A 20,890-nucleotide genomic window follows, 5' to 3' on the forward strand; every position below is an offset into this window, starting at 1 on the left:
AAGGGCTGAAATAGGGGTATAGAGGCGGCCTCCCTGGAGGCACCCTACCAAGCTACTGTGAATGCTGAATTTCTCGCGGTTTGTTCGCGACAGGATCAGAATGCGGCACCGAAATCGGCGAAATCGATGACCTCGACTGCAGCGCCGGCCTGGCGGGCCGGATCGTGTGCCGGCCGTACCAGCAGGCCGTCGGCGCGGGCCAGGAACGACAGCATCGAACTGTCCTGCACAGAAAACGGTGTCGCCGTCGGCGGCTCGGCGCCGTTGCGTTGCAGCCGGCTGCGCACATAGTCCTGGCGATTGTCGTTGGCGCCCACATCGCTGCCCAGGATGGCGCGGCGGGTCGCCACCGGATCGCCGGGCAGGCCCGACAGGCGCTCGATCGCCGGCTTCAGGAACAGCAACGCACAAACCATGGTCGACACGGGATTACCCGGCAATCCCAGCGCCGTTTGTGTGCCGCGTTCGGCGAACATCAGCGGTTTGCCGGGACGCATGGCGATGCGCCAGAAGTCGAGCGTGAAGCCCTGGGCTTTGAGGACGTCCTGGACGAGGTCGTGATCGCCGACCGAGGCGCCGCCCAGGGTCACCAGCAGTTCCGACGACAGGCCAGCGTCGATGCGCGCGCCGATGTCCTCGCGCGTATCGCGCGCGATGCCCAGCAGGGTCGGCTCGCCACCCCAGGCGCGCACCAGCGCCGCCACGGCCAGGGCCGACGAGGAGAGGATCTGATTGGGGCCGATCGGCTCGCCCGGCATCACCAGCTCGTCGCCCGTGGCCAGGATGGCCACGCGCGGGCGGCGATGGACCGACAGCCACGGCACGTTCATGGCCGCCGCCAGGGCGATGTCGCGCGGTCCCAGCCGCCGCCCGGCGTCCAGGCCCGTGGTGCCGGTCGCGAAGTCGAGGCCGCGTTTGCGGATGTGCCGTGACGGCTGCATGCCTTCGACGATGGTGACCGTGCCCGCTGTCGCGGTCTTGGTGTTTTCCTGGATCACGATGGTGTCGGCGCCGGCGGGCAGGGGACCGCCGGTGAAGATGCGCACGGCTTCGCCGGCACCGAGCGTGCCGGCGTAAGCGCCACCGGCGGGTGCTTGCCCCACCACGGTGAGGGTGACCGGCAGCGTGGCGCAGTCGGCAGCGCGAACGGCATAGCCATCCATGGCCGACAGGTCGGCGAACGGCTGGTCGAGGCGCGCCACGACGGGGGCGGCCAGCACGCGTGTGGCGGCATCGGCGATCGATACCGTCTCGGCCGGCAGGGCCGCATGCCGCGCCACGATCCGGGCCAGTGCCGCGTCTACGGTGAGCATGTAACGATCCTCGTACTACGGTGCTTCGTAGGTGCCGGATTTACCGCCCGACTTGCGCACCAGGCGCACGTCGCCGATGGTCATGCCGCGATCGACCGCCTTGCACATGTCGTACACGGTGAGCGCCGCGACCGAGGCGGCGGTCAGCGCCTCCATTTCCACGCCGGTCTTCCCGGTGAGTTTGCAGGTCGCTTCGATGTCGACGGCGGCACGCGCCGCATCGCAGCTCAACGTCACCTGAACCGACGTCAGCGCCAGCGGGTGACAGAGCGGGATGAGATCGGGCGTGCGCTTGGCGGCCATGATGCCGGCGAGCTGGGCGACGGCCAGCACGTCGCCCTTCTTGACCGCCTTGTCCTGGATCAGCCGCAGCGTTTCCGGGCGCATGGTGATGGTGGCACGGGCGACGGCAATGCGCTCGGTCGCGGCCTTGTCGCCGACATCGACCATGCGTGCATTGCCTTCGGAGTCGAAATGGGTGAAGTCGGCCATGGGGCCTCCGTCAGCCGGCAACGGGCGGCAGCGGATCGGCCAGCATCGCGCGCACGGCCGCGGCGACGTCGGGCTTGCGCATGAAACTCTCGCCGATCAGGAAGGTGCGCGCGCCGACGCGGGCCATGCGCGCGAGATCGGCCGGGCTGTCCAGCCCGCTTTCGCAGATCAACAGGCGATCATGCGGCACGGCGCGCGCCAGCGCTTCGGTCGTGCCGAGATCGACCTGCAGGGTCTTGAGGTTGCGGTTGTTGACCCCGATCAGCGGCGTGTCGAGCCGCAGCGCACGCTCCAGCTCGGCGCCGTCGTGGATTTCGGCCAGCACGTCCATGTCCCAGCGGCGCGCCAGCGTGCACAGCTCGGCGGCCTGCGCATCATCGAGGCAGGCCAGGATCAGCAGGATGCAGTCGGCGCCCAGCGCGCGGCTTTCGACGATCTGGTAGGGATCGATCATGAAATCCTTGCGCAATGCCGGCAGTGACGGTGCTGCGGTGCGCGCCGCCACCAGGTAGGTGTCGTCGCCCTGGAAGTAGGGCGTGTCCGTCAGAACCGACAGGCAGGTGGCACCGCCGGCGGCATAGGCTGCCGCCAGGCTGGGCGGATCGAAGTCGGCCCGGATCAATCCCTTGGATGGGGAGGCCTTCTTGATTTCCGCGATCAGGCCATAGCGGCCGTCGGCGACCGCCGCACGCAGCGCCGCCGTAAAACCGCGCGGCATGTCGGCCCGGCGGGCATCGGCCTCGACCTGATCCAGCGGCCGCGCCGCCTTGCGCTGGGCCACCAGCGCAGCCTTGTCGGCATTGATGCGGTCAAGCGCCGTGCCGGTAGCGGCAAAGCCGGCGATCATCTCGAGAGTGCGGGCATCGGCCATGGTTCGACCTCACGCCTTGACGCCGCAGATCGCGACCAGCTTGTCGAGCGCGGCCATCGCCTTGCCCGAGGCGATGGCCTGGGCAGCCATGGCGGCGCCTTCCTTCAGGGTGACGACCTTGCCGGCCACGGTGAGGGCGGCGCCGGCATTGAGCAGCACGATGTCGCGGAAAGGACTGCGTTCGCCGGCCAGCACGCTGCGGATGGCGGCGGCATTGTAGGCGGGGTCCCGGCCCTTGAGCTGGTCGAGCGTCGCACGTGGCAGATCGGCGTCTTCCGGCGCGATCTCGAACTCGCGCACGGAAACCTGGCCGCCATCGCCGGCCACCATCTCGGCCGCGTAGGTCGTGGTGGTGGTGGTGATCTCGTCCATGCCGTCGGCGCCGTGCACCACCAGGGCGCGCTCCAGGCCGATTTGCCCGAGCGCCTCGGCAACAGGCCGCACCCATTTGCGATCATACACGCCCACCAGCTGGCGGCGGACCAGCGCCGGGTTCGACAGCGGCCCCAGCATGTTGAAGATGGTACGCGTCGGCGCCAGTTCGACGCGGGGGCCGGCCACGTTTCGCATGGCGCTGTGGTGGCGCGGCGCCATCAGGAAGCAGATGCCGGCCTCGCGCAGCGACCGCTCGAGCGTCTCCACCGATAGTTCGAGGCCCACGCCCAGCGCACCCAGGACATCGCCGGCACCGGATTTGGATGTGAAGGCGCGATTGCCGTGCTTGGCCACCGGCACGCCGCAGCCGGCAACGACGAAGGCCGAGGCGCTCGATACGTTGTAGGTGCCATGGTGGTCGCCGCCGGTCCCGACAATGTCGATAGCGCCGACAGGAGCCTCGACCTTCAGTACCTTGGCACGCATGACGGCTGCGCCGCCGGCCAGTTCCTCCGCCGTCTCGCCGCGTACCCGCAAGGCCATCAGGAAGGCACCCATTTGCGCTGGCGTCGCGTTGCCCGCCGTCATGATGTCGAACGCACGCTCGGCCTCCGGCCGCGTCAGGCCGGCGCCCGTGCCAACCTTGGCCAGAAGCTGCCGGAACTCGTCGATATCGCCACTCACCGCGCCATCCTCGAAAAACCGATCGCGGCAGCTATAGCCATTGCGCCGGGGCAAGTCGACTCGGCGTGTCCGGCCCAAGCGCAGGAATGCAATCTACAACTGTAGATTAGTATAAATATACAAATACTATACTAATATGAGAGAATTCTCTCTTGGCAGGATATGATGACCCGGCAACCGATTCATCGCGCCACCATCGTGGCAGCCGCAGGCTTTTTGGCCATGACCGTACTGTCGTGGGCGTCGGGGCCAGCCGCGGCCGGCCCGTATGAAGACGGGATTGCGGCCTATCGGCGGGGTGATGGCGCGACCGGCAATCGTCTGCTCCGTCCCATGGCAGAGCGCGGTGACATGCAGGCCCAGCTGATCGTCGCGTGGGCATATCACCTCGGCAAAGGTGTCGAGAAAGATAGCGAGGAGGCGATCAAGTGGTATCGACGTGTGGCCGAGCAAGGTCACGCGAGCGCTCAGGAGGCTCTCGGTTTCATCTATGCGGAGCGGCTCGATGGTGAGCCGGATTTCGTCGAAGCGGCCACCTGGTTCCGCAAGGCAGCGACGCAGGGCAACGTCGGCGCCCAATATTACCTCGGCGTTCTCTACTTCGCGGGACGTGGCGTGCCGCCCGATCCCGTGCGTGCCTATCTCTGGTTCGAAAGTGCCGCGCGGCGGCTGGCCAGCGACCCCGAGCTCCGCACTGCGGCGCAGCGACTGCGCAACCTGGCTGCGCGGAGCATGAACCCGGCTGAGATCGCCGTGGCACGAATGGTGGTTGATGCGGCGCCAGCAGGTCTCGCTTTGCTGCCGGGGCGACCTTCCATGCAGGATGCCATCGCCGCTTTTCGCCATGATGATGACGTCACGGCAGTCGAGCGCCTGCGGCCGCTCGCGGAACAAGGCGTCGCCGACGCTCAAATCTGGTTGGCGATGGCCTATCTGCGTGGGCGGGGCATTCCGCGCGACAGCGTCCTGGCCGCCGCCTGGTTTCGCAGGGCTGCCGAGCAGGGAGACGCCCGTGCTCAATGCGAACTTGGGTTCCTGTACCACCGTGGCAACGGCGTACCACAGGACATGGTTTTGGCGGCGGCATGGTATCGCAAGGCGGCCGAGCAGGGGCTCGTCGAAGGCCAGCTGTGGCTCGGCAACATGTATGCCGGCGGTCATGGCGTGGAAAAGGACCCGGCCGAGGGCGCGCGGTGGCTTCGTCGGGCCGCTGAACAAGGCTATGCCAACGCCCAGTACTATCTCGGCACAATCCACGAGTCCGGCCGTGGCGTTGAGCGCAGTGATACGATGGCGGCGAACTGGTATCGCAAAGCGGCTCAGCAGCACTATCCCGAGGCCCAGTACAACCTCGGCATCTTGCACCAGGCTGGCCGTGGCGTGGTTCAGGACAACAAGGCTGCCGCTGACTGGTACCGTCAAGCGGCGGAGCAAGGTGACGCCAGAGCGCAGGCCCACTTGGGTTGGATGCTGAGCAGGGGCACCGGCGTGCTCCAGAACGATCAAATCGCGGCTTACTGGTACAGCCGCGCCGCCCGTCAGGGCCATCCGGTCGCCCAACATAGCCTCGGCCAAGCGTACACCGATGGTCGAGGCGTCGTGCAGGACTTTGTTCAGGCGTACCAATGGTTGGAGCTGGCGGCAGCGTCACAGGCGGTGGCCAACGACCTGATGCTGCAACACCGGACGCGCCAAGCGCGTTCGGAAGCGGCGAGTCGGATGACCGCCGATCAAATCGAGGAGGGACGACGCTTGGCTGCCGACTTCAAGCCGGCATTGGAACTGCAAGCGTGGCCATCACCATAGGACACAGCGAGGCATCTTTCCGGAGGGTATTCGCGGTCGAGAAGAAACCCCGCTGCGTTTAGCGGACGTTGGTCTACCGACCATCGCTCCCGCGGCCGCTCAGGGACCGCATCCAGGAACCGCCATGTGATCGCGACGGGCTGCGCGAGGCTCCGGGCGTCCGCGATGCGCCGTCAGCACCCGCATGTCCTTTGCCGGGACCGTTGCCACGGCCCTGATGTCGCTCGCTACGCTGTCCGTGTGCGCGCGCACCATCGTCATGGTGGCGGCTGCCCTCACGCCGGCTGTCGCCGTGGGCGGGGCGCTCCCGCTTGTGTCCGGGCTGATTGCGGCCGGCGTGGTCGGCACCACCGCGCACGCCGTCACCGGCGCGATGGGGATGGCGCGACGGCCGGTCCTCATGCCGTGGTGCATCGCCGCGTCCGCCCGCGCCGTGACCCCGGGGGCCGCGACCGTGACCATGACGCTCGCCGCTGTGCTGCTCGCGTCGCCCGCCATGACCACCACCGCCGTGGCTGCGGCGGCCCTGCATGCTGGCCGGCGGCGGCGCCGTGACGGTGCCGTCGGCGATGCCCGCGTGATGGAACGGGTGATCGATCAAGACCGGGATCTTCTGGCGCGTGGTGCGCTCGATGTCGCGCAGATAGCCTCTCTCGCCGGCATCGCAGAACGCGATCGCGGCGCCATCGGCGCCGGCACGCGCCGTGCGGCCGATACGGTGCACGTAGCTCTCCGGCTCATTGGGCAGGTCGAGATTGAAAACGTGGGTCACGTCGTCGATGTCGATGCCGCGGGCGGCGATGTCGGTCGCCACCAGGACGCGCAGCCGACCATCCTTGAACTGGGCCAGCGCCTTCTGACGCGCGCCCTGCGACTTGTTGCCGTGAATGGCGGCCGACGGAATCTCGGCCTTGTCCAGCGCGTCGGACACCTTGTTGGCGCCGTTCTTGGTGCGGGTGAAGACCAGGGCACGCCGGATCGTCGGATCCTGCAGCAGATGGACCAGCAGCTCGCGCTTGCGGGTGCTGTCGACGAACAGGACCTGTTGTGTGATGCGTTCGACCGTGGTGGCCGGCGGTGTCACTTCGATCTTCACGGGTTCGCGCAGCAGATCGCGCGCCAGCGTGGCGATATCGGCCGGCATGGTGGCCGACAGCAGCGCCGTCTGGCGCTCGGCCGGCAGCAGTCGCACGATGCGGCGCACGTCATGGATGAAGCCCATGTCCAGCATCCGGTCGGCTTCGTCGAGAACGAAGACCTCGAGGCTGTCGAGCGACAGCGCCCGCTGTCCGATGAGGTCGAGCAGGCGGCCCGGCGTGGCGACCAGGATATCGACGCCACGCTGCAACGTCTGGATCTGCGGCCGCTCGCTGACGCCGCCGAACACGCAGGCCGTGCGCAGCGGCAGGAAGCGGCCGTAACGGCTGAAGCTCTCGCCGATCTGCACCGCCAGTTCGCGCGTCGGCGCCAGGATCAGGGCGCGGCACGTGCGTGATGCCGGGCGGCGGTGGTTGCTTGCCAGCCGATGCAGGATCGGCAGCGCGAAGGCGGCCGTCTTGCCGGTACCGGTCTGGGCGATGCCGAGCAGGTCGCGGCTGGCGAGCAGCGGCGGGATGGCCTTCTGCTGGATCGGGGTGGGGGTCTCGTAGCCATCGGCTGCCAGCGCGCGCGCGAGGGGTTCGGCGAGCTGGAGGTCGGTGAACGTTGTCATTTTCTGAAGATGTCTTTCAAACAGACGCGCCCCGCCCGATTGTGAGCATGCAGGCGCACGCAGACATCCCTCGCGCCCAACGCAGTCAGGCGCATGCGGAACGTCCGCAACTCAAACCCTGGCTCGCGACGGCGGGTTCTGGGGGGTGTCTCAGCAGCGCGTTGATAAGCCAGCTTGAAAGCGGCAGGCACGCGTTACCGCGAGAAGAGACCAAACGTCTAACGTTTGATGACGAACGATATGTGCGTTTTGCCGGCCAAAGTCAACCACGCTGATGACGCAGGGCGGGAGGCTGTGTTGTCCTCCCGAGCGCAGCGGGGCGCTCGGGAGGACGAGATCTCAGTTCAACGTCGCCAGCGCCCGCAGGACGGCGTCGGGCTTTTCGTGACCGACCAGATGTCCGGCTTCCGGAATGGTCACGACGCGGGCGTCGGCGATGCCGGCGCGGAAGGCCTCGGCGTAGGGCAGCGGGATGAGCTTGTCGTTCTCGCCCCAGACGATCAGCGTGCGCGCCTTGATGCGGTAGAGCCGGTCCGACAGGCCGCGGTCGGGAATCGGGAACAGCATCTTGCCGGCCATGCCCAGGCGTCGGGCGTTCATCACCATGAAGTCGGCGAGGAACTTGATGTCGTTGAGGTCGCCGCCCGGCGCCATCAGCTTGCTGCCGCGCTCGACATCGTGGAAGAGATAGCCGGGGAACTCTTGCGGCAACATCGCGAACAGATCGGGCAGGGGATGCTGGTCCAGCCAGAGGCCGGCCGAGGCGACCAGGCACAGCCGTTCGATCTCGTTGGGCGCCAGCGCCGCCATTTCAGCCGCGATCATGCCGCCCATCGACAGCCCGCAGACCAGCGGCTTGGACAGATCAAGCGCGTCCCAGACGTCATAGGTGTGCAGCGCGATGTCGAGCATCGTGCGCAGCCGGTCTTCGCCCGTCGAGTCCTCGTAGCCGGGCAGCAACGGCGCATGCACGCGGTAGCGTGTCGCCAATGCCGCCAGGAACGGATCCTCGCGCATCAGCCCGCCGGCACCGTGCAGGAACAACAGCGGTGGGCCATCGCCGCCTTCATGCACGCGGATCCTGGCGCGGCCGCCGGCAACGTCGATCAGGCGGGAGGTGAGGGGCATGGTGTGTTCCTAGGGTTGCGGGAAACGCGCGCTGGCGATGCCGAAATAATAGAATTCAACCAGAGGCTTCGGCTTGGCTTGCGGGAAGATCACGAAGCCGTCGCGCGCCGCCGTCAGGATCTCGCCGTCGGCGCGGCGTGCGATGATGTCGCCGTGCTTGACGGCATCACCCGATACGAACGGCCGCTCCAGACGGTCGTCGGCGGCAAGCGCATAGACCGCGTCGATCACCTCGATGGCGCGCCGCGCACTGCGCGCGGGAGCCGGCACGTCGATCAATCCCAGATGCGCCATCGCATTGTCGATCGCGCGGCGCGCCACGTGCGGCGCCTGGCTGTCGCGGTGCTGGCCGCACTCGATGGTGACGCCGTAGCCGCCGGACTGGCGCATGTATTCGGTGGTGCCGACGCCCTTGGCCCACGACGTGCCCGGCAAACCGCGCTGCGCGAGGCCCTGCTGGGCGCGCACATGGGCGGCAAGAAAGCCATGCATCAGCAATGATGGTCCCAGGCAGGCGGCGAACGCCCCTTCCTCGGCAGCCCAGCGAAAGGGTTCGATCGGGCCCGCGTTGTTCGAGGGGCCGACGAAGACGAACGGCTCGCCGGTGCCGCTGAAGGAGTGGATGTCGAGCAGGACGTCGTGCTCGCGCAACAGCGGACAGAGGACGTTGGCGACCCGATCCTCGTAGCATTGGGGCGGGATGTATTCGTGCAGATCGCGATTGAGGTTGCGATCGCCTTCGCGCGTGCCCTGATCATAGGCCTTGCGGTTGGCGATCGGCACGAACGTGACGTGGCCGCGTTGAACGGCCAGCCTGCCATCGCGGCAGTCGGCGATCGTCGTGCGGATCGCTTCGGTGCCGCAGGTTTCGTTGCCGTGCACGGCACCCAGGACAAGAAGCTTCGGGCCGGGTTCCAGGCCAGCGAAACGCACGATCTCCACGGTCATCGGCGAGGTCCTGCCGGTTTGCGCTACACGATCACTCGGCAGCCTGCCGGCGTTCGGTGTCGTGCATCGGCTTGATCCAGAAGCGGTCCTCGTTGCGCCATTCCGGGAACATCTCGGCCTTCAGGCGCGGCATCACCTTCTCGGCGAAGAGCTGCGTGGAGTGCCGCACCTTGTCGCCCGGCATGTCGCCGACCTGGAACAGGGCGAAGATGTTGCCCACGCGCAGCGTCTTGGCGAGGTCGACCATGCGGTCGTAGACCGTCTGCGGCGAGCCCGCGATGACATAGCCCTGATCAACCAGGTCCTTCCAGGTGAGCGTCGGATAGTTGCGCAGCTGTGCCTGGGTCAGCTGCGTGATCATGTTGGCCTGCAGGGTCTTGATGGTGCGATAGCCGGGCGCGTCGGCGAAGCCCGGATACACGTGCAGGCAGCGATTGTAGAAATAGTGGACGTGCGGCGCGTAGAGGCGTTCGGCCTCGGCATCGGTTTCGGCAACGCAGATCACCTGCGCGAAGCCGCCGCGATAGGGGCTGTCATCCTTGCCGCTCTTGGCGACGCGCTCCCAGTAGCCGTCCATCAGCTGCTTGGCGCGCAAATAGCCCGAGTAGCTGAGGTAGCAATAGGTGTAGTCGAACTCGAGGCAGAAATCGTAGGTCTCCAGCGACCCGCCGCCGGGAATGAAGATCGGCGGCCGCGGCCGCTGGATCGGCTTGGGCCAGCAGTTGACGTAGCGCAGCTGGGTGTAGCGGCCGTTGAAGGCAAACGGCTCGTCCTCGCGCCACGCCCTCATGATCAACTCGTGCGCCTCGGCGTACTTCTCGCGCGTCAGCGCCGGGATCTGGCCATAGGCATAGTTGGTGTCCATCGACGTGCCGACCGGGAAGCCGGCCACCAGCCGTCCGCCGGTGATCACGTCGAGCATGGCGAATTCCTCGGCCACGCGAATCGGCGGGTTGTAGAGCGCGATCGAATCGCCCAGCACCATGATCGCCGCTTTCGACGTGCGTCGCGACAATGCCGCCGCCATCAGGTTGGGCGACGGCATCAGGCCATAGGCGTTGGCGTGATGCTCGTTCACACCCAGCGCATCGAAGCCCATCTTTTCGGCGAACTCGAGCTGGTCCAGGTACTCGTGATAGACGTGATGGCCGCGCTTGGCGTCGTACAGCGTTGAGGGGATGTCGACCCAGACCGATCGATGCTTCTCGCGAAAGTCGTCCGGCAGATGCGGCCACGGCATCAGGTGGAACCAGGTGAACTTCATCCCGTCCTCCGGCGGTCCATGATTTTTCGCCGGCAGCCTAATGGCTGCCGGCGATCATGAACAACTGTTCATCCGGTGCTATCCGCGCTGCGGAACAACGCAGCCGCGCGATAAAAGCGGGGCTCTAGGTCGGCGTCAGCAGCTTCAGGCCGGCAATGCCGGCGACGATGAGTCCGATGCAGGCCAGTCGCAGGACGGCCGCCGACTCACCCAGCAGCAGCATGCCGATGATCACCGTGCCGACCGTTCCGATGCCGGTCCATACGGCATAGGCCGTGCCCAGCGGCAGGGTACGCACCGCCAGCCCCAGCAAGGCGATGCTGGCGACCATGCTGACGACCGTTAAAGCCGTCGGCAGGGGACGCGTGAAACCATCGGTGTATTTGAGGCCGACGGCCCAGCCGATTTCCAGCAGGCCGGCCAAAAGAAGCATGCCCCAAGCCATGGTGACCTCCTCAGGTCCATGACAGGGCCGTCCCCGTCGGCGAAAAAAGAAAACGCCAGGTCGTCCTGGCGTCTAGTGCAGATGGGAACGCTGCGGCCTCGTTTCAAGAGCCCTGGTGGTGATTCCGGATCGCCCGGACCACGGTCGAGTCGGGTGCCAGGTATTCATTCATGATGTCGAAGTGGTTGTAGCCGGGTAGCACGTGGACGATCGGGTCGTACTGGTGGCGCCGCAGATGGTGCGAATAGCGGAATGACAGGTCGATCCAGCGCCACGGTTCCCGGCCGCCGGCGAAGATGGCGACGGGACACGCGACCATCGGCGTCCGCTGTTCCATGTTGTGCCGGGCCGCGATGTCGGGCGTCAGGTGCAGGTCGGCGTTGACCGTCGTCTCGATCGCTGGCGTGGGATCGAAGATGCCGCTGGTCAGTGCGGCGCCGCGGATGAAGGCGGGATCGATGCCGCGGGCGCGCCAGTCGGTGGCCAGCGCTTCGGCCCCCAGGTGAGCGCCGGCGGAATGCCCCGACACGGTCAGCCGCATCGGATCGCCGCCGAAACGGGCGATGTTGCGGTGTGTCCATTCGACCGCGGCGATGGCGGACGTCGCGACGCCGTCGAGCGTCGATGCCGGGCAAAGCTCGTAGTTGATGACAACAGTCGTGATGCCCAGCGCGACCAATGTGCCGGCGACGAAGGCGAAGTTCTCCTTGTCTTGCGCCCGCCAGTAGCCGCCGTGAATAAAGACGTGCACCGGCGCGTTGCCGCCGGCGCCCGATGGTGCCGGGAAGATGTCGAGCTTATGCAGGGCATGCGTGCCGTAGGCCACATCCAGCGTCGCCGTCGGCTGGGCGCGCGCGGCACGGTTGATGTCGGCACGCTGCGCGCCATAGGTCTGGAAGTGCGGGAATGCGCGCTGCGGGTTGTAATGGAACTCGTATTCCTCGTTCGAGAGGGTCGGCTCGCGCGTCATCGCGATCGTTCTCCAGCCAGTTGATCCAATCTCGACCCACTTATGGATCAATTGCGCGCCATGGGGCAATAAGGCAAGCTGGACGCTGTCGTCCCTCCTTGCCAGGCACCATTTGCGCCGTGCGCACCGCTGCCACTTCAGAGCTCGCTTCGCAACCACCGACCCCGAACATCCGTGCGCGGTCGGAGGCGGAAGGAGGGGCGCTCTACGCCCGCATCAAGTCGGCGATCGCGGAGGGGCGCTTTATTCCTGGCGCGCGCCTTCCCACCGAACGGGCTTTGTCCGCACAGTATCGCGTGGCGCGCAACACGGTGCGCAAGACCATGGTCAAGCTGGTGAGCGAAGGCCTGATCGTGCGCGAGATCGGGCGCGGCACCTTCGTGGCCAAGCGGCGTCAGCCGGCACCGTCGCGCGAGGCCGAGTTCAGTCTGCCGGAACTGCTGGAGGCGCGGTTGCTGTTCGAGCCGGCCCTGGTCGAACTCGTCATCGATCGCGCCGGCGAGCAGGACTGGGTGGCGTTCGATTCGGCGCTGGAAGCCATGCGCGCTGCCGACACGTGGGTCGCTTTCAAGGAGGCGAAGTACGCGCTGCATTTTGCGATCGCGCACGCCTCGCGCAATCGCTTTGTCGTGCGCATGTTCGAGCAGATCATCGCGTCTCGCCGCGCCGCCGGCTGGGGACGGCCGGGCGGCCATCCTGCGCCGCTGGCCCTGGTGCGCGAAACCGCCTGTCGCGACAATGCCGCCATCGTCGCGGCGCTGCGGGCGCGCGATGTCCCGCGTGCCCGCGCCCTGATGCACGATCATCTGGTACACACGCTGTCGTCGGTCAGCGGCGCTTGAAAGACTGTCATCCCTCGCTACGCTCGGGGTGACAGTCGTCACCGACGATCGACGCTGCGCTGCAGTGCGCGGCCGGTCAGCATCAGGGCGAAGGCCGTGATCAGCACGGCCAGCCCCGGGAACAGCGAGATCCACGGCGCCAGCAGGATGGCATCCTTGCCCTGCTGGAGGATGGCGCCCCAGTCCGGCGTCGGCGGCTGCACGCCCAGCCCGAGGAAGCCCAGCGCGGCCTGGATCTGCAGCACCAGCGGGAACTGCACGATGTACTGCATCAGGACCAGCGGCAGCACGTTGCGCAGCACATGGCGGCGCAGGATGGTCGCTTCGGGTAGGCCCAGGCAGCGCGCGGCCTCGACATAGGTTTTGCCGACTTCGCCCACCGCGCCCGAGCGCGCGATGCGGAAGAAGACCGGCAGGTAGATCACACTCAAGGCCAGGATGAGGTTGGATGTCTCCGGACCCAGCACGCCGGTCACGATCACGCCCAGGATGATGGGCGGGAAGCTCAGGACGACGTCGATGAGGCGCCCCAGGCCCTGATCGATCCAGCCGCCGAAGAAGCCCGAGACAGTGCCGCCGATACCGCCGATGACGGCGGCGATCAGCAGCGCGCTGGCACAGATCGCAAGCGTCATGCGCGTGCCATGGATGACGCGCGCGAAGATGTCCCGTCCGGTGTCGTCGGTGCCGAAAAGGTGAGCCGCGGACGGCGGCTGCAGCGCGTTGGCGACGTCGATCGCATAGGGTGACTGGCCGGCGAACAGGCCGGGGACCGCCGCTACCAGGCACAGCAGCGCCAGGACCAGCACGCCGCCCGCCATGGCGGGTTCGCGGCGGGCGGTGCGCACCAGCCGATGCCACGGCGGGAGTGCTTGGGGCAGGGACGCGGTGTCGGCTTGGGCCATGACCGTCACGCCAGCCGCACGCGCGGATCGATGACGCGATAGAGCAGATCGACGCCCAGGTTGACCAGCATCGCCGCGATCACGACCACCAGCAGGGCACCCTGCAGGACCGGATAGTCGCGGGTCTGGATCGCCGTCAGCAGCAGCCGCCCGAGGCCGGGAATGGCGAACAGCGACTCCACGATCACGACGCCGCCCAGGATCTGGGTCAGCATCAGCCCCATGAAGGTGACCAGCGGAATGGCGATGTTGCGCAGGATGTGCTTGAAAAAGACGATGCGTGCCGGCACGCCCTTGGCGATCGCGGTGCGCACATAGTCCTGGTGCAGAGCCGACACCACGTTCTGGCGCACGAACTGGCTGTAGGCCGCCGCCTGCAGCAGGCCGAGCGCCAGGATCGGCAGGAAGAGAATGGCGAGGTTGTCGGCAAGCGATTCACCGGGCGCGGCGTAGACCAGCGGCGGCGACCAGCCCAGGGCGGATGACACCAGTACCAGCAGCATCAAGCCCGTCCAGAAGACGGGCGCCGCCAGGCCGAGCAGGTTGAAGGTCTGGATCAGCGTGTCCGGCCACGTGCCCTCGTAGATGCCCGAGAGCAGGCCCAGCGGCACGCCGACCACGGTGGCCAGCACCAGCGTCAGCAGCGCGATCTCGAGCGTCACCAGGAAGGCGTCCACCACCATCATGGATACCGGACGGCCGCCGGTCCAGCTGATGCCGAAGTCACCCTGCAGCGCCGCACCGATCCAGCGGCCGTATTGCGTCCACACCGGTTGATCCAGGCCGAAGAACGCCCGCAGCGACTGGGTCGAGGCCGGATCGCTGGTCTGCCCCAGCATCTGGGCCACCACGTCGCCCGGCACCGCTCGCACGATCAGGAAGACAACGATCGATGCCAGCACCGCCGTGATGATGGAGGCTGCGAAGCGTCTGGCGAGGTAACGACCCATGGGCGACTCTTGCGATTGTCATCCCGAGCCGAAAGCGAGGGATCTAGGCCATCCGTCGTTCACCTAGATCCCTCGCTACGCTCGGGATGACAGACCTTCACTTCTTCAAATACGTGCGCGCGAGGCCGTAGAACCAGCCGGTCGGGTGCTGCTGGTAGTTCTGCACCGCCTCGTTGCGCACGCTGACATGGTCGGCGCTGAACAGCATCACGGTCGGCACCGTCTCGGCGAGAGCCTTCTGGAACTGCGCATACGCCTCCTTGCGCTTGGCGCTGTCGGTCTCGGCAAGGCCGCGATCGAGCAGGGCGCTGGCATCGGCGTTGGCCCAGTTGCGGAAGTCGGCGCCTTCGGGTGCCTTGTGGAAGTGGCGATAGAACAGCAGGTGCGGATCGGGCTGCGTCGCCCAGTCGTTGAACGTCAGCCCCATCTGCTTGGACTGGAAGTTCTTGATCCAGACGCCGAGGTCGACGCGGCGGATGGCGAGATCGATGCCGGCCCGCGCCAGCTGCTGCTTCATCGTGACGGCGGCCGGATCCATCCAGTCGTAGCCGTTGATGGTGGTGAGCGTGAGGCTGAGCCCGTTGCCATGCCCTGCCGCGGCCAGCAGCGCCTTGGCTTTCTCGATGTCGGCCTTCTGGTTGGGCAGGCTGTCGAGCGGTACCCCCCAGCGGTCCTGCATGGCGGCCACCATGGTGCCGATGACCTTGCCGTAGCCGCCGACGGCGGCGCGCATGATCTCCTCGCGGTCGATGGCGAGCGCCACGGCCTGGCGCACGCGCACGTCGCCCAGTGGCGACAGCTCCGAGCCCAGGTCGAGCGCCTTCTGGTTCAGCGACGGCCAGCGCTCCAGCACCAGGCCGGGCGCCTTCTCGACCTGCTGGATGTCCTGCGGCCGGGTCAGCAGGGCAAGATCGGCGCGCTTGTTGCGCAGCGCCACGATGAGGCCGGCGCTGTTGGGCACGAACAGGATGTTGATGCGATCGAGATAGGGTGCATCCGGCTCCCAGTAGTGCTCGTTGCGCACCAGTGCGAGGTGGCTGTTGGGCTTGAACTCGGCCAGCTTGAACGGACCCGTGCCGACGCTCTTCTGGTTCAGCGCCTGCTTGGCATCCGGCGCATCGAAATAGCCTGCCGGTACGACGCCGCCATACTTGTTGCCCAGGGTCATGGGCAGTGCCGCGTTCGGCTTCGACAGCGTGATGCGCACCGTAGTGTCGTCCACCGCATCGATGGCGGCGATCAGCGCCAGGTCGCCGGCGCCGGGCGAGCCGTTCTTGGGATCGCGCAGGTAGTTGTAGCTGTACGCCACATCCTTGGCGGTCATCGGCTGGCCGCTGTGGAACTTCACGCCGGACCGCAGCTTCACGGTGTAGACCAGGCCATCGGACGACACGGTATGGCTTTGCGCCAGCAGCGGCAGCGCTTCACCCGATGCGGCCTCATAGAAGAGGCCCTGATACATCAGCACCGTGAAGCGGATGCGTGCGTCCGCCGCCTGATGGTAGGGATCGAGTGCCGGCGGTTCGACCAGCGAGCCGAAGGTGAGCGCGCCGCCCTTGGTGGCCTGCGCTGCCTTGGGGCCGTAGAGGTCTTGCGCCGCCGCCGGCACAGCCATGCCGGCGAGGCCAACGACGGCCGCCGCCGTCAGCGCCCAGCGCCGCCAGCGTGCCCATGGGTTCGATCCGGGCCTCATGATCTTCTCTCCCTTGTCCTGGTTCATTCACGATAGGCGACGACGAACTCGATCTCGACCGCGGTGTTGCGCGGCAGTTCGGCGACACCGACGGCGGACCGCGCGTGCCGGCCCTTGTCGTCGAGCAGTTTCACCAGCAGGTCCGAGGCGGCATCGATCACCTTGGGTTGGTCGTTGAAACCGGGTGCCGAGGCCACGAAGCCGGTGACCTTCAGCACGCGCTCGATGCGCGCGAGGTCGCCCAGCGCCGCGGCAAGACAGGCCAGGCCCTGCAACACGCAAATGCGGGCCTCCTCGCGGGCCGTCTCGAGCGACACCTCGCCCCCGACCTTGCCGAAGACGCGCACCTCGCCGTCCACCTTGGGCAGCTGGCCGCTGACATAGGCGACACCGCGATGCAGCGTGACGGGCGTGTAGTTGAACGTGGGCTGCGCCGCGGTCGGCAGCGTCAGGCCCAGGCTCTTCAGTCGTTCGGCGATCATGCATCACTCCTTGGCCGAGGCGATATCGTCGATCAGGCCGGCCAGATCGATGGCCGGCGCAAATCCTGTGTCACGCCGGAAGTGGGCGTCGCTGATCAGCGGGAAGAGATCACCCGATGGCGCGATCGTATGCGTGACGTGCAGGCTGGGTTGGCGCACGGCGAGCAGCTTCACCATGTCGCTCACCGACGCCGTAAAGCCGTTGATATTGTAGATCCCGCCGAGCGGCGCGTTGTGCCTCAGCGCCATCAGGCACGCGGCCGCGACATCGCGCACGTGCATGAGGTCGATCGGGTCGTTGTGGAAGCTGACGTGATGATTGCCGGCGGTGCGGGTCGCACGCAACAGGGTCATCAGCGCCGCCGCGGCGCCTTCGTACCAAAGTCCCGGTCCCAGCACGAGCGGCAGGCGCAGGCCGACAACCTCGATGCCATGCCGCCGCATGGCGAAGGCCGCCACTTCTTCCGCCAGATGCTTGGTAAGCCCGTAGATCGTGCGCGGCCGCTTGATCGCAGCCTCATCGACAGGCGACGCGCCATAGTCCGTCGCCGGGCCGTAGACGACCGTCGAGCTGGTCCAGACGACGCGCCGCACGCCAGCCGCCGCCGCGGCCTCCAGCAGATGGCGGAAGCCATCGACGTTGATGGCGAAGGCACGATCGGCGTCGCGTTCGCCCGAGCGCATCAATCCGTCACGTCCGGCACCGAAGGCGGCGCAGGAGATGACGGCGGCGGGTTTCGCTCGTGCCAGCACGTCGCGCACCAGGGCTGGATCCTCGACGCTGCCTGTCGTCTCGCCGATCGCGCCGGCGACGTCCGCCAGCAGATCGCAGTCCATTGCCGGACCCAGCAGGTGCGGGTGGTATCCGGCGTCCAGCAAGGCGCGCGTGATGTGCGAGCCGACGAAGCCGCGCCCGCCGACGACGAGGATGGTCTGGTGTGCGCCGTCAGAGGGTGAGGTCGTCACGGATACAAGCCTTCAGTTGGCCGGGTCGGACGGTTGTGAGGGGCGGCACATCGCGGGCGCAGTCGGCAATCGCAAAGGGACAGCGGGTGCGGAACACGCAACCCGATGGCGGCGCCGATGGACTGGGAATTTCGCCCTTCAGCAGCAGGCGATCGCCGCCGCGCTTGCCGCCGCCGGGCGCGGCCTGCAGCAGGGCGACGGTGTAGGGATGCGCCGGGCGGCTGTAGAGGTCGTCGATCGGCGCGATCTCCATAATGCGGCCGAGATAGAGCACCATCGCGCGGTCGGAGATCACCTCGACCACCGAGAGGTCGTGGCTGATGAACATCAGCGCCAGCCCGAATTCCTCCTGCAGGCTCTTGAGCAGGTTGACGACCTCGGCCTGGATCGAGACGTCGAGCGCCGACACGGCTTCGTCCGCTACAAGGAACCGCGGCGATGGTGCCAGGGCACGCGCGATGGCGATGCGCTGTCGCTGGCCGCCGGAAAAGGCGCGGGGATAGCGATCGAGATGTTCGGCGCTGAGCCCGACCTGCCTCAGCAGGGCGGCCGCGCGATCGCGCGCCTCGGTCTTGCCGAGGCGATCATGGAAACGCACGGCCTCGATCAACGCATCGCCGATGGTCATGCGCGGATTGAGGCTGGCGAAGGGATCCTGGAAGACCATCTGCATGTGACGCCGGAACCGTCGCAAGGCCTGTGGCGCCATCGTCGTCAGTTCGGTGCCGTCGAACGCCACCGTGCCGGTGGTCGGTTCGATCAGGCGCAGGGCGAGCCGGCCGAGGGTGGACTTGCCGCAACCCGACTCGCCCACGACGCCCAGCACCTCGCCACGCTGGATGTCGAACGAGACATCCTCGACCGCGCGGACCGGCGGCCCCTTGGCGGCGAAGTGCCGGGTGATGCCGCGCACAGCCAGCAGCGGTGCCGCGGCTTCCGTCACGACCAGATCTCCCGCCAGCGTATACAACGCGCCGTCCGTTGCGGCGCGATCGATTCGAGCGAGGGAAGAGCGGCGGCGCAGCGATCTTCGGCGAAGGCGCAGCGCGGATGGAAGCGGCAGCCGTGCGGCGTGGCCAGCGCGCTGGGCATCGTCCCCGGAATAGGCGTCATGCGCCGGCGCGGCTGTCCGTGCTGCTGGCGCGGGATGCAGGAGAGCAGGGCGCGGGTGTAAGGATGCGCTGGTCGTGACAGCACATCGGCGACCGGTCCCTCCTCGACGACCTGGCTGGCGTACATCACGGCGACACGGTCGGCGACGTCGCCCACCAGGTGCAGGTCGTGGGTCACGAAGATCATCGCCATGCGCCGGCGGGTCTGTAGCTCGCGCAGCAAGGCAATGATCTGCGCCTGGACGGTCACATCGAGTGCCGTCGTCGGCTCGTCGGCGATCAACAGGCGCGGCTCGCACGCCAGCGCGATGGCGATCATGATCCGCTGCCGCATGCCGCCTGACAGCTGGTGCGGAAAGGTATCGACCCGCTGCGCCGGATCGGAGATGCCGACCAGCTCGAGCAGCTCGATCGCCGCCGCGCGTGCGGCGCGGCGCGACAGGCCCTTGTGCAGCCGCAGTGGCTCGGCGATCTGGTCGCCCACCGGGAACACCGGGTTCAGGCTCGACATCGGGTCCTGGAAGATCATGGCGATCTCGCTGCCGCGCAGGCGCTCCATCGCCGCTTCCGGCTGCCGGGCCAAGTCGACCCGCTGGCCATCGCCGCGCGTGAGCCAGATCTCGCCCCCGGCGATCTCGGCACCGGTGCGGCCCAGCAGACGCATGATGGTCAGGCCGGTCACCGACTTGCCCGAACCCGACTCACCGACAATGGCTAGTGTCTCGCCTTCGCGTACGACGAAACTGACGCCGTTCACCGCCCGAACCGTGCCGGCATCGGTCGGAAAGAAGGTCTTGAGATCCCTGACGTCGAGGACCGGTCGCTGGCTGTCGCGTTCAGGCAAGGGCGCGCCTTTCGCCATGAGCCTTGCCGCACGGTACGCGCTGCGGCAGCAAGACGAAACGGATGTCACGGGGGCGCGACATGCACTCTTGAACCAATTTCAAACCAATTCCGGATATCCCGTGAGCCAACTTTGCGGCTTTCACGGGGCCCGTCAAGCCTGGGAGCGCGGGCCTCCGGCCCGCTCATATCTTGTTGCGGACGGACGCCCGCGCTCCCAGGTCAGCGCCGTCCCGTAGAGCCGTAGTTGACGCCGGGTGCGCGCAGCAGTGGATTGTCGGCGCCGGCGCCCCACAGTGTGAGACCTTGCGCCAGCAAACCGCCATCGACCTTGACCGTCTCGCCGGTGATGAAGCGCGCGTCGTCGGAGCACAGGAAGGCGGCCACCGCGGCGATGTGCTTGCCGTCGCCGCGCTCCGGCCACGGCTGGCGCGTGAATTGCGCCTCGTACTTCTCGGGCTTGCCGCGATGGAACAGCGGTGTCGAGATGATGCCGGGCGCGATCGCGTTGACCCGGATGCGGTGCGGTGCCAGTTCGGCAGCGACGTTCTCGGTCAGGCTGATGACGGCAGCCTTGGCGGCGGAGTAGGCGTGCGAGCCGGCACCGCCGATCATGCCGGCAATCGAGGCCGTGCTCAGCAGCGCACCGCCGCGATCATGACGGCGGATGGCGAGAGAGGCATGCTTCATGCCCAGGAACACGCTGCGCACCAGCACGGCAAACGTGTAGTCCCAGCCCTCCACCGCGGTCTCGCCGATCGGCCCGAAAGCGCCGCCGACGCCGGCGTTCATGTAGGCGATGTCGAGCGTGCCGAAGGTCGCTTCCGCGGTGGCAACCATCGCGGCCACATCGCGCTCCTCGGCCACGTCGCAGCGCGTGAACGCCACGTGATCGCCGTGTCCCTGCGCCTTGCCCAGCGCGACGGTTTCACGGCCATTGTCCTCGTTGATGTCGGCGACCAGGACGCGAGCGCCGTCCTCGAGAAACCGTAACACGGTGTCGCGACCCATGCCGCTGCCGCCACCGGTGATGATCGCGACCTTGTCCTGCAGGCGCCCCGCCATGGCTTTCTCCTCCAATTCGTGCCGC

General features: G+C 67.3%; 20 protein-coding genes. 2 read left to right on the top strand and 18 right to left on the bottom strand.

Translation table 11 applies throughout. The features are described from left to right. Nucleotides 1-95: 95 nt before the first annotated feature. The 4 genes from glp to trpD are packed head-to-tail and all read right to left on the bottom strand — an operon-like array spanning nt 96 to nt 3,723. Nucleotides 96-1,313 carry a gephyrin-like molybdotransferase Glp gene (glp, locus tag FQU96_RS20765; protein ID WP_146543234.1) on the bottom strand — a complete coding sequence of 406 codons (1,218 nt, stop codon included), beginning with the start codon at nt 1,311-1,313 and terminating at the stop codon, nt 96-98. 15 nt (nt 1,314-1,328) lie between these two features. Next, nucleotides 1,329-1,805: a cyclic pyranopterin monophosphate synthase MoaC gene (moaC, locus tag FQU96_RS20770; protein WP_146543235.1), complete on the bottom strand. Its 477-nt coding sequence runs from the start codon at nt 1,803-1,805 to the stop codon at nt 1,329-1,331. A 10-nt stretch (nt 1,806-1,815) separates the two neighbouring features. Beyond that, nucleotides 1,816-2,652: an indole-3-glycerol phosphate synthase TrpC gene (gene trpC, locus FQU96_RS20775; RefSeq protein ID WP_146543387.1), complete on the bottom strand. Its 837-nt coding sequence runs from the start codon at nt 2,650-2,652 to the stop codon at nt 1,816-1,818. 33 nt (nt 2,653-2,685) lie between these two features. Next, complete coding sequence (gene trpD / locus FQU96_RS20780; protein ID WP_146543388.1) at nt 2,686-3,723, bottom strand: anthranilate phosphoribosyltransferase; 1,038 nt, start codon at nt 3,721-3,723, stop codon at nt 2,686-2,688. Nucleotides 3,724-3,900: 177 nt separating this feature from the next. On the opposite strand from trpD, the gene FQU96_RS20785 reads away from it, so the two are divergent. Then, nucleotides 3,901-5,541, top strand: a complete 1,641-nt coding sequence (locus tag FQU96_RS20785; protein WP_178130611.1) for an SEL1-like repeat protein — start codon at nt 3,901-3,903, stop codon at nt 5,539-5,541. Nucleotides 5,542-5,614: 73 nt separating this feature from the next. Here FQU96_RS20785 and FQU96_RS20790 read toward each other — a convergent pair whose 3' ends face one another. From FQU96_RS20790 to FQU96_RS20815, 6 genes are all read right to left on the bottom strand, one after another. Further along, the gene (locus FQU96_RS20790; protein ID WP_146543237.1) at nt 5,615-7,252 is read right to left on the bottom strand and encodes a DEAD/DEAH box helicase; all 1,638 of its coding nucleotides are present in this window, start codon (nt 7,250-7,252) and stop codon (nt 5,615-5,617) included. A gap of 339 nt (nt 7,253-7,591) precedes the next feature. Further along, nucleotides 7,592-8,380 carry an alpha/beta fold hydrolase gene (locus FQU96_RS20795; protein WP_146543238.1) on the bottom strand — a complete coding sequence of 263 codons (789 nt, stop codon included), beginning with the start codon at nt 8,378-8,380 and terminating at the stop codon, nt 7,592-7,594. 9 nt (nt 8,381-8,389) lie between these two features. Next, nucleotides 8,390-9,328 carry a succinylglutamate desuccinylase/aspartoacylase family protein gene (locus FQU96_RS20800; RefSeq protein ID WP_146543239.1) on the bottom strand — a complete coding sequence of 313 codons (939 nt, stop codon included), beginning with the start codon at nt 9,326-9,328 and terminating at the stop codon, nt 8,390-8,392. Between the two features lie 31 nt (nt 9,329-9,359). Then, the gene (locus FQU96_RS20805) at nt 9,360-10,592 is read right to left on the bottom strand and encodes an LLM class flavin-dependent oxidoreductase (RefSeq protein WP_146543240.1); all 1,233 of its coding nucleotides are present in this window, start codon (nt 10,590-10,592) and stop codon (nt 9,360-9,362) included. 124 nt (nt 10,593-10,716) lie between these two features. Next, nucleotides 10,717-11,037: a quaternary ammonium compound efflux SMR transporter SugE gene (gene sugE / locus FQU96_RS20810; RefSeq protein ID WP_146543241.1), complete on the bottom strand. Its 321-nt coding sequence runs from the start codon at nt 11,035-11,037 to the stop codon at nt 10,717-10,719. A gap of 103 nt (nt 11,038-11,140) precedes the next feature. Further along, entirely contained in the window at nt 11,141-12,007 is an 867-nt protein-coding gene (locus FQU96_RS20815; protein WP_146543242.1) for an alpha/beta hydrolase, read from the bottom strand. Between FQU96_RS20815 and FQU96_RS20820 the strand changes: the two genes are divergently transcribed. After that, the gene (locus FQU96_RS20820; RefSeq protein WP_146543243.1) at nt 11,944-12,849 is read left to right on the top strand and encodes a FadR/GntR family transcriptional regulator; all 906 of its coding nucleotides are present in this window, start codon (nt 11,944-11,946) and stop codon (nt 12,847-12,849) included. The two genes, FQU96_RS20815 and FQU96_RS20820, sit on opposite strands and share 64 nt — an antisense overlap. 38 nt (nt 12,850-12,887) lie before the next feature. Here the strand turns inward: FQU96_RS20820 and FQU96_RS20825 are convergent, their stop codons facing one another. The 8 genes from FQU96_RS20825 to FQU96_RS20860 all read right to left on the bottom strand — a co-directional run bounded on the left by FQU96_RS20825 (nt 12,888) and on the right by FQU96_RS20860 (nt 20,865). Next, a complete protein-coding gene (locus tag FQU96_RS20825) occupies nt 12,888-13,754 on the bottom strand; it encodes an ABC transporter permease (protein WP_146543244.1) in 867 nt (288 codons plus the stop codon). Nucleotides 13,755-13,759: 5 nt separating this feature from the next. Further along, nucleotides 13,760-14,704, bottom strand: coding sequence for an ABC transporter permease (locus FQU96_RS20830; RefSeq protein ID WP_146543245.1), 945 nt, complete (start codon nt 14,702-14,704; stop codon nt 13,760-13,762). 97 nt (nt 14,705-14,801) lie between these two features. Beyond that, nucleotides 14,802-16,397, bottom strand: a complete 1,596-nt coding sequence (locus FQU96_RS20835) for an ABC transporter substrate-binding protein (RefSeq protein WP_146543246.1) — start codon at nt 16,395-16,397, stop codon at nt 14,802-14,804. A gap of 23 nt (nt 16,398-16,420) precedes the next feature. Then, complete coding sequence (locus FQU96_RS20840; protein WP_146543247.1) at nt 16,421-16,879, bottom strand: RidA family protein; 459 nt, start codon at nt 16,877-16,879, stop codon at nt 16,421-16,423. Between the two features lie 3 nt (nt 16,880-16,882). Beyond that, the gene (locus tag FQU96_RS20845) at nt 16,883-17,845 is read right to left on the bottom strand and encodes an NAD(P)-dependent oxidoreductase (RefSeq protein ID WP_146543248.1); all 963 of its coding nucleotides are present in this window, start codon (nt 17,843-17,845) and stop codon (nt 16,883-16,885) included. Continuing rightward, on the bottom strand, nt 17,826-18,788 hold the full coding sequence (locus FQU96_RS20850) for an ABC transporter ATP-binding protein (protein WP_146543249.1): 963 nt from the start codon (nt 18,786-18,788) through the stop codon (nt 17,826-17,828). Before FQU96_RS20850 ends, FQU96_RS20845 begins: the two co-directional genes overlap by 20 nt. Further along, a complete protein-coding gene (locus FQU96_RS20855; RefSeq protein ID WP_146543250.1) occupies nt 18,785-19,819 on the bottom strand; it encodes an ABC transporter ATP-binding protein in 1,035 nt (344 codons plus the stop codon). The genes FQU96_RS20850 and FQU96_RS20855 overlap by 4 nt, the downstream gene beginning before the upstream one ends. Before the next feature lie 203 nt (nt 19,820-20,022). After that, complete coding sequence (locus FQU96_RS20860) at nt 20,023-20,865, bottom strand: SDR family NAD(P)-dependent oxidoreductase (RefSeq protein ID WP_146543251.1); 843 nt, start codon at nt 20,863-20,865, stop codon at nt 20,023-20,025. Between the last annotated feature and the right edge of the window lie 25 nt (nt 20,866-20,890).

The sequence above is a fragment of the Reyranella sp. CPCC 100927 genome (assembly GCF_007859315.1).
Lineage (GTDB): Bacteria > Pseudomonadota > Alphaproteobacteria > Reyranellales > Reyranellaceae > Vineibacter.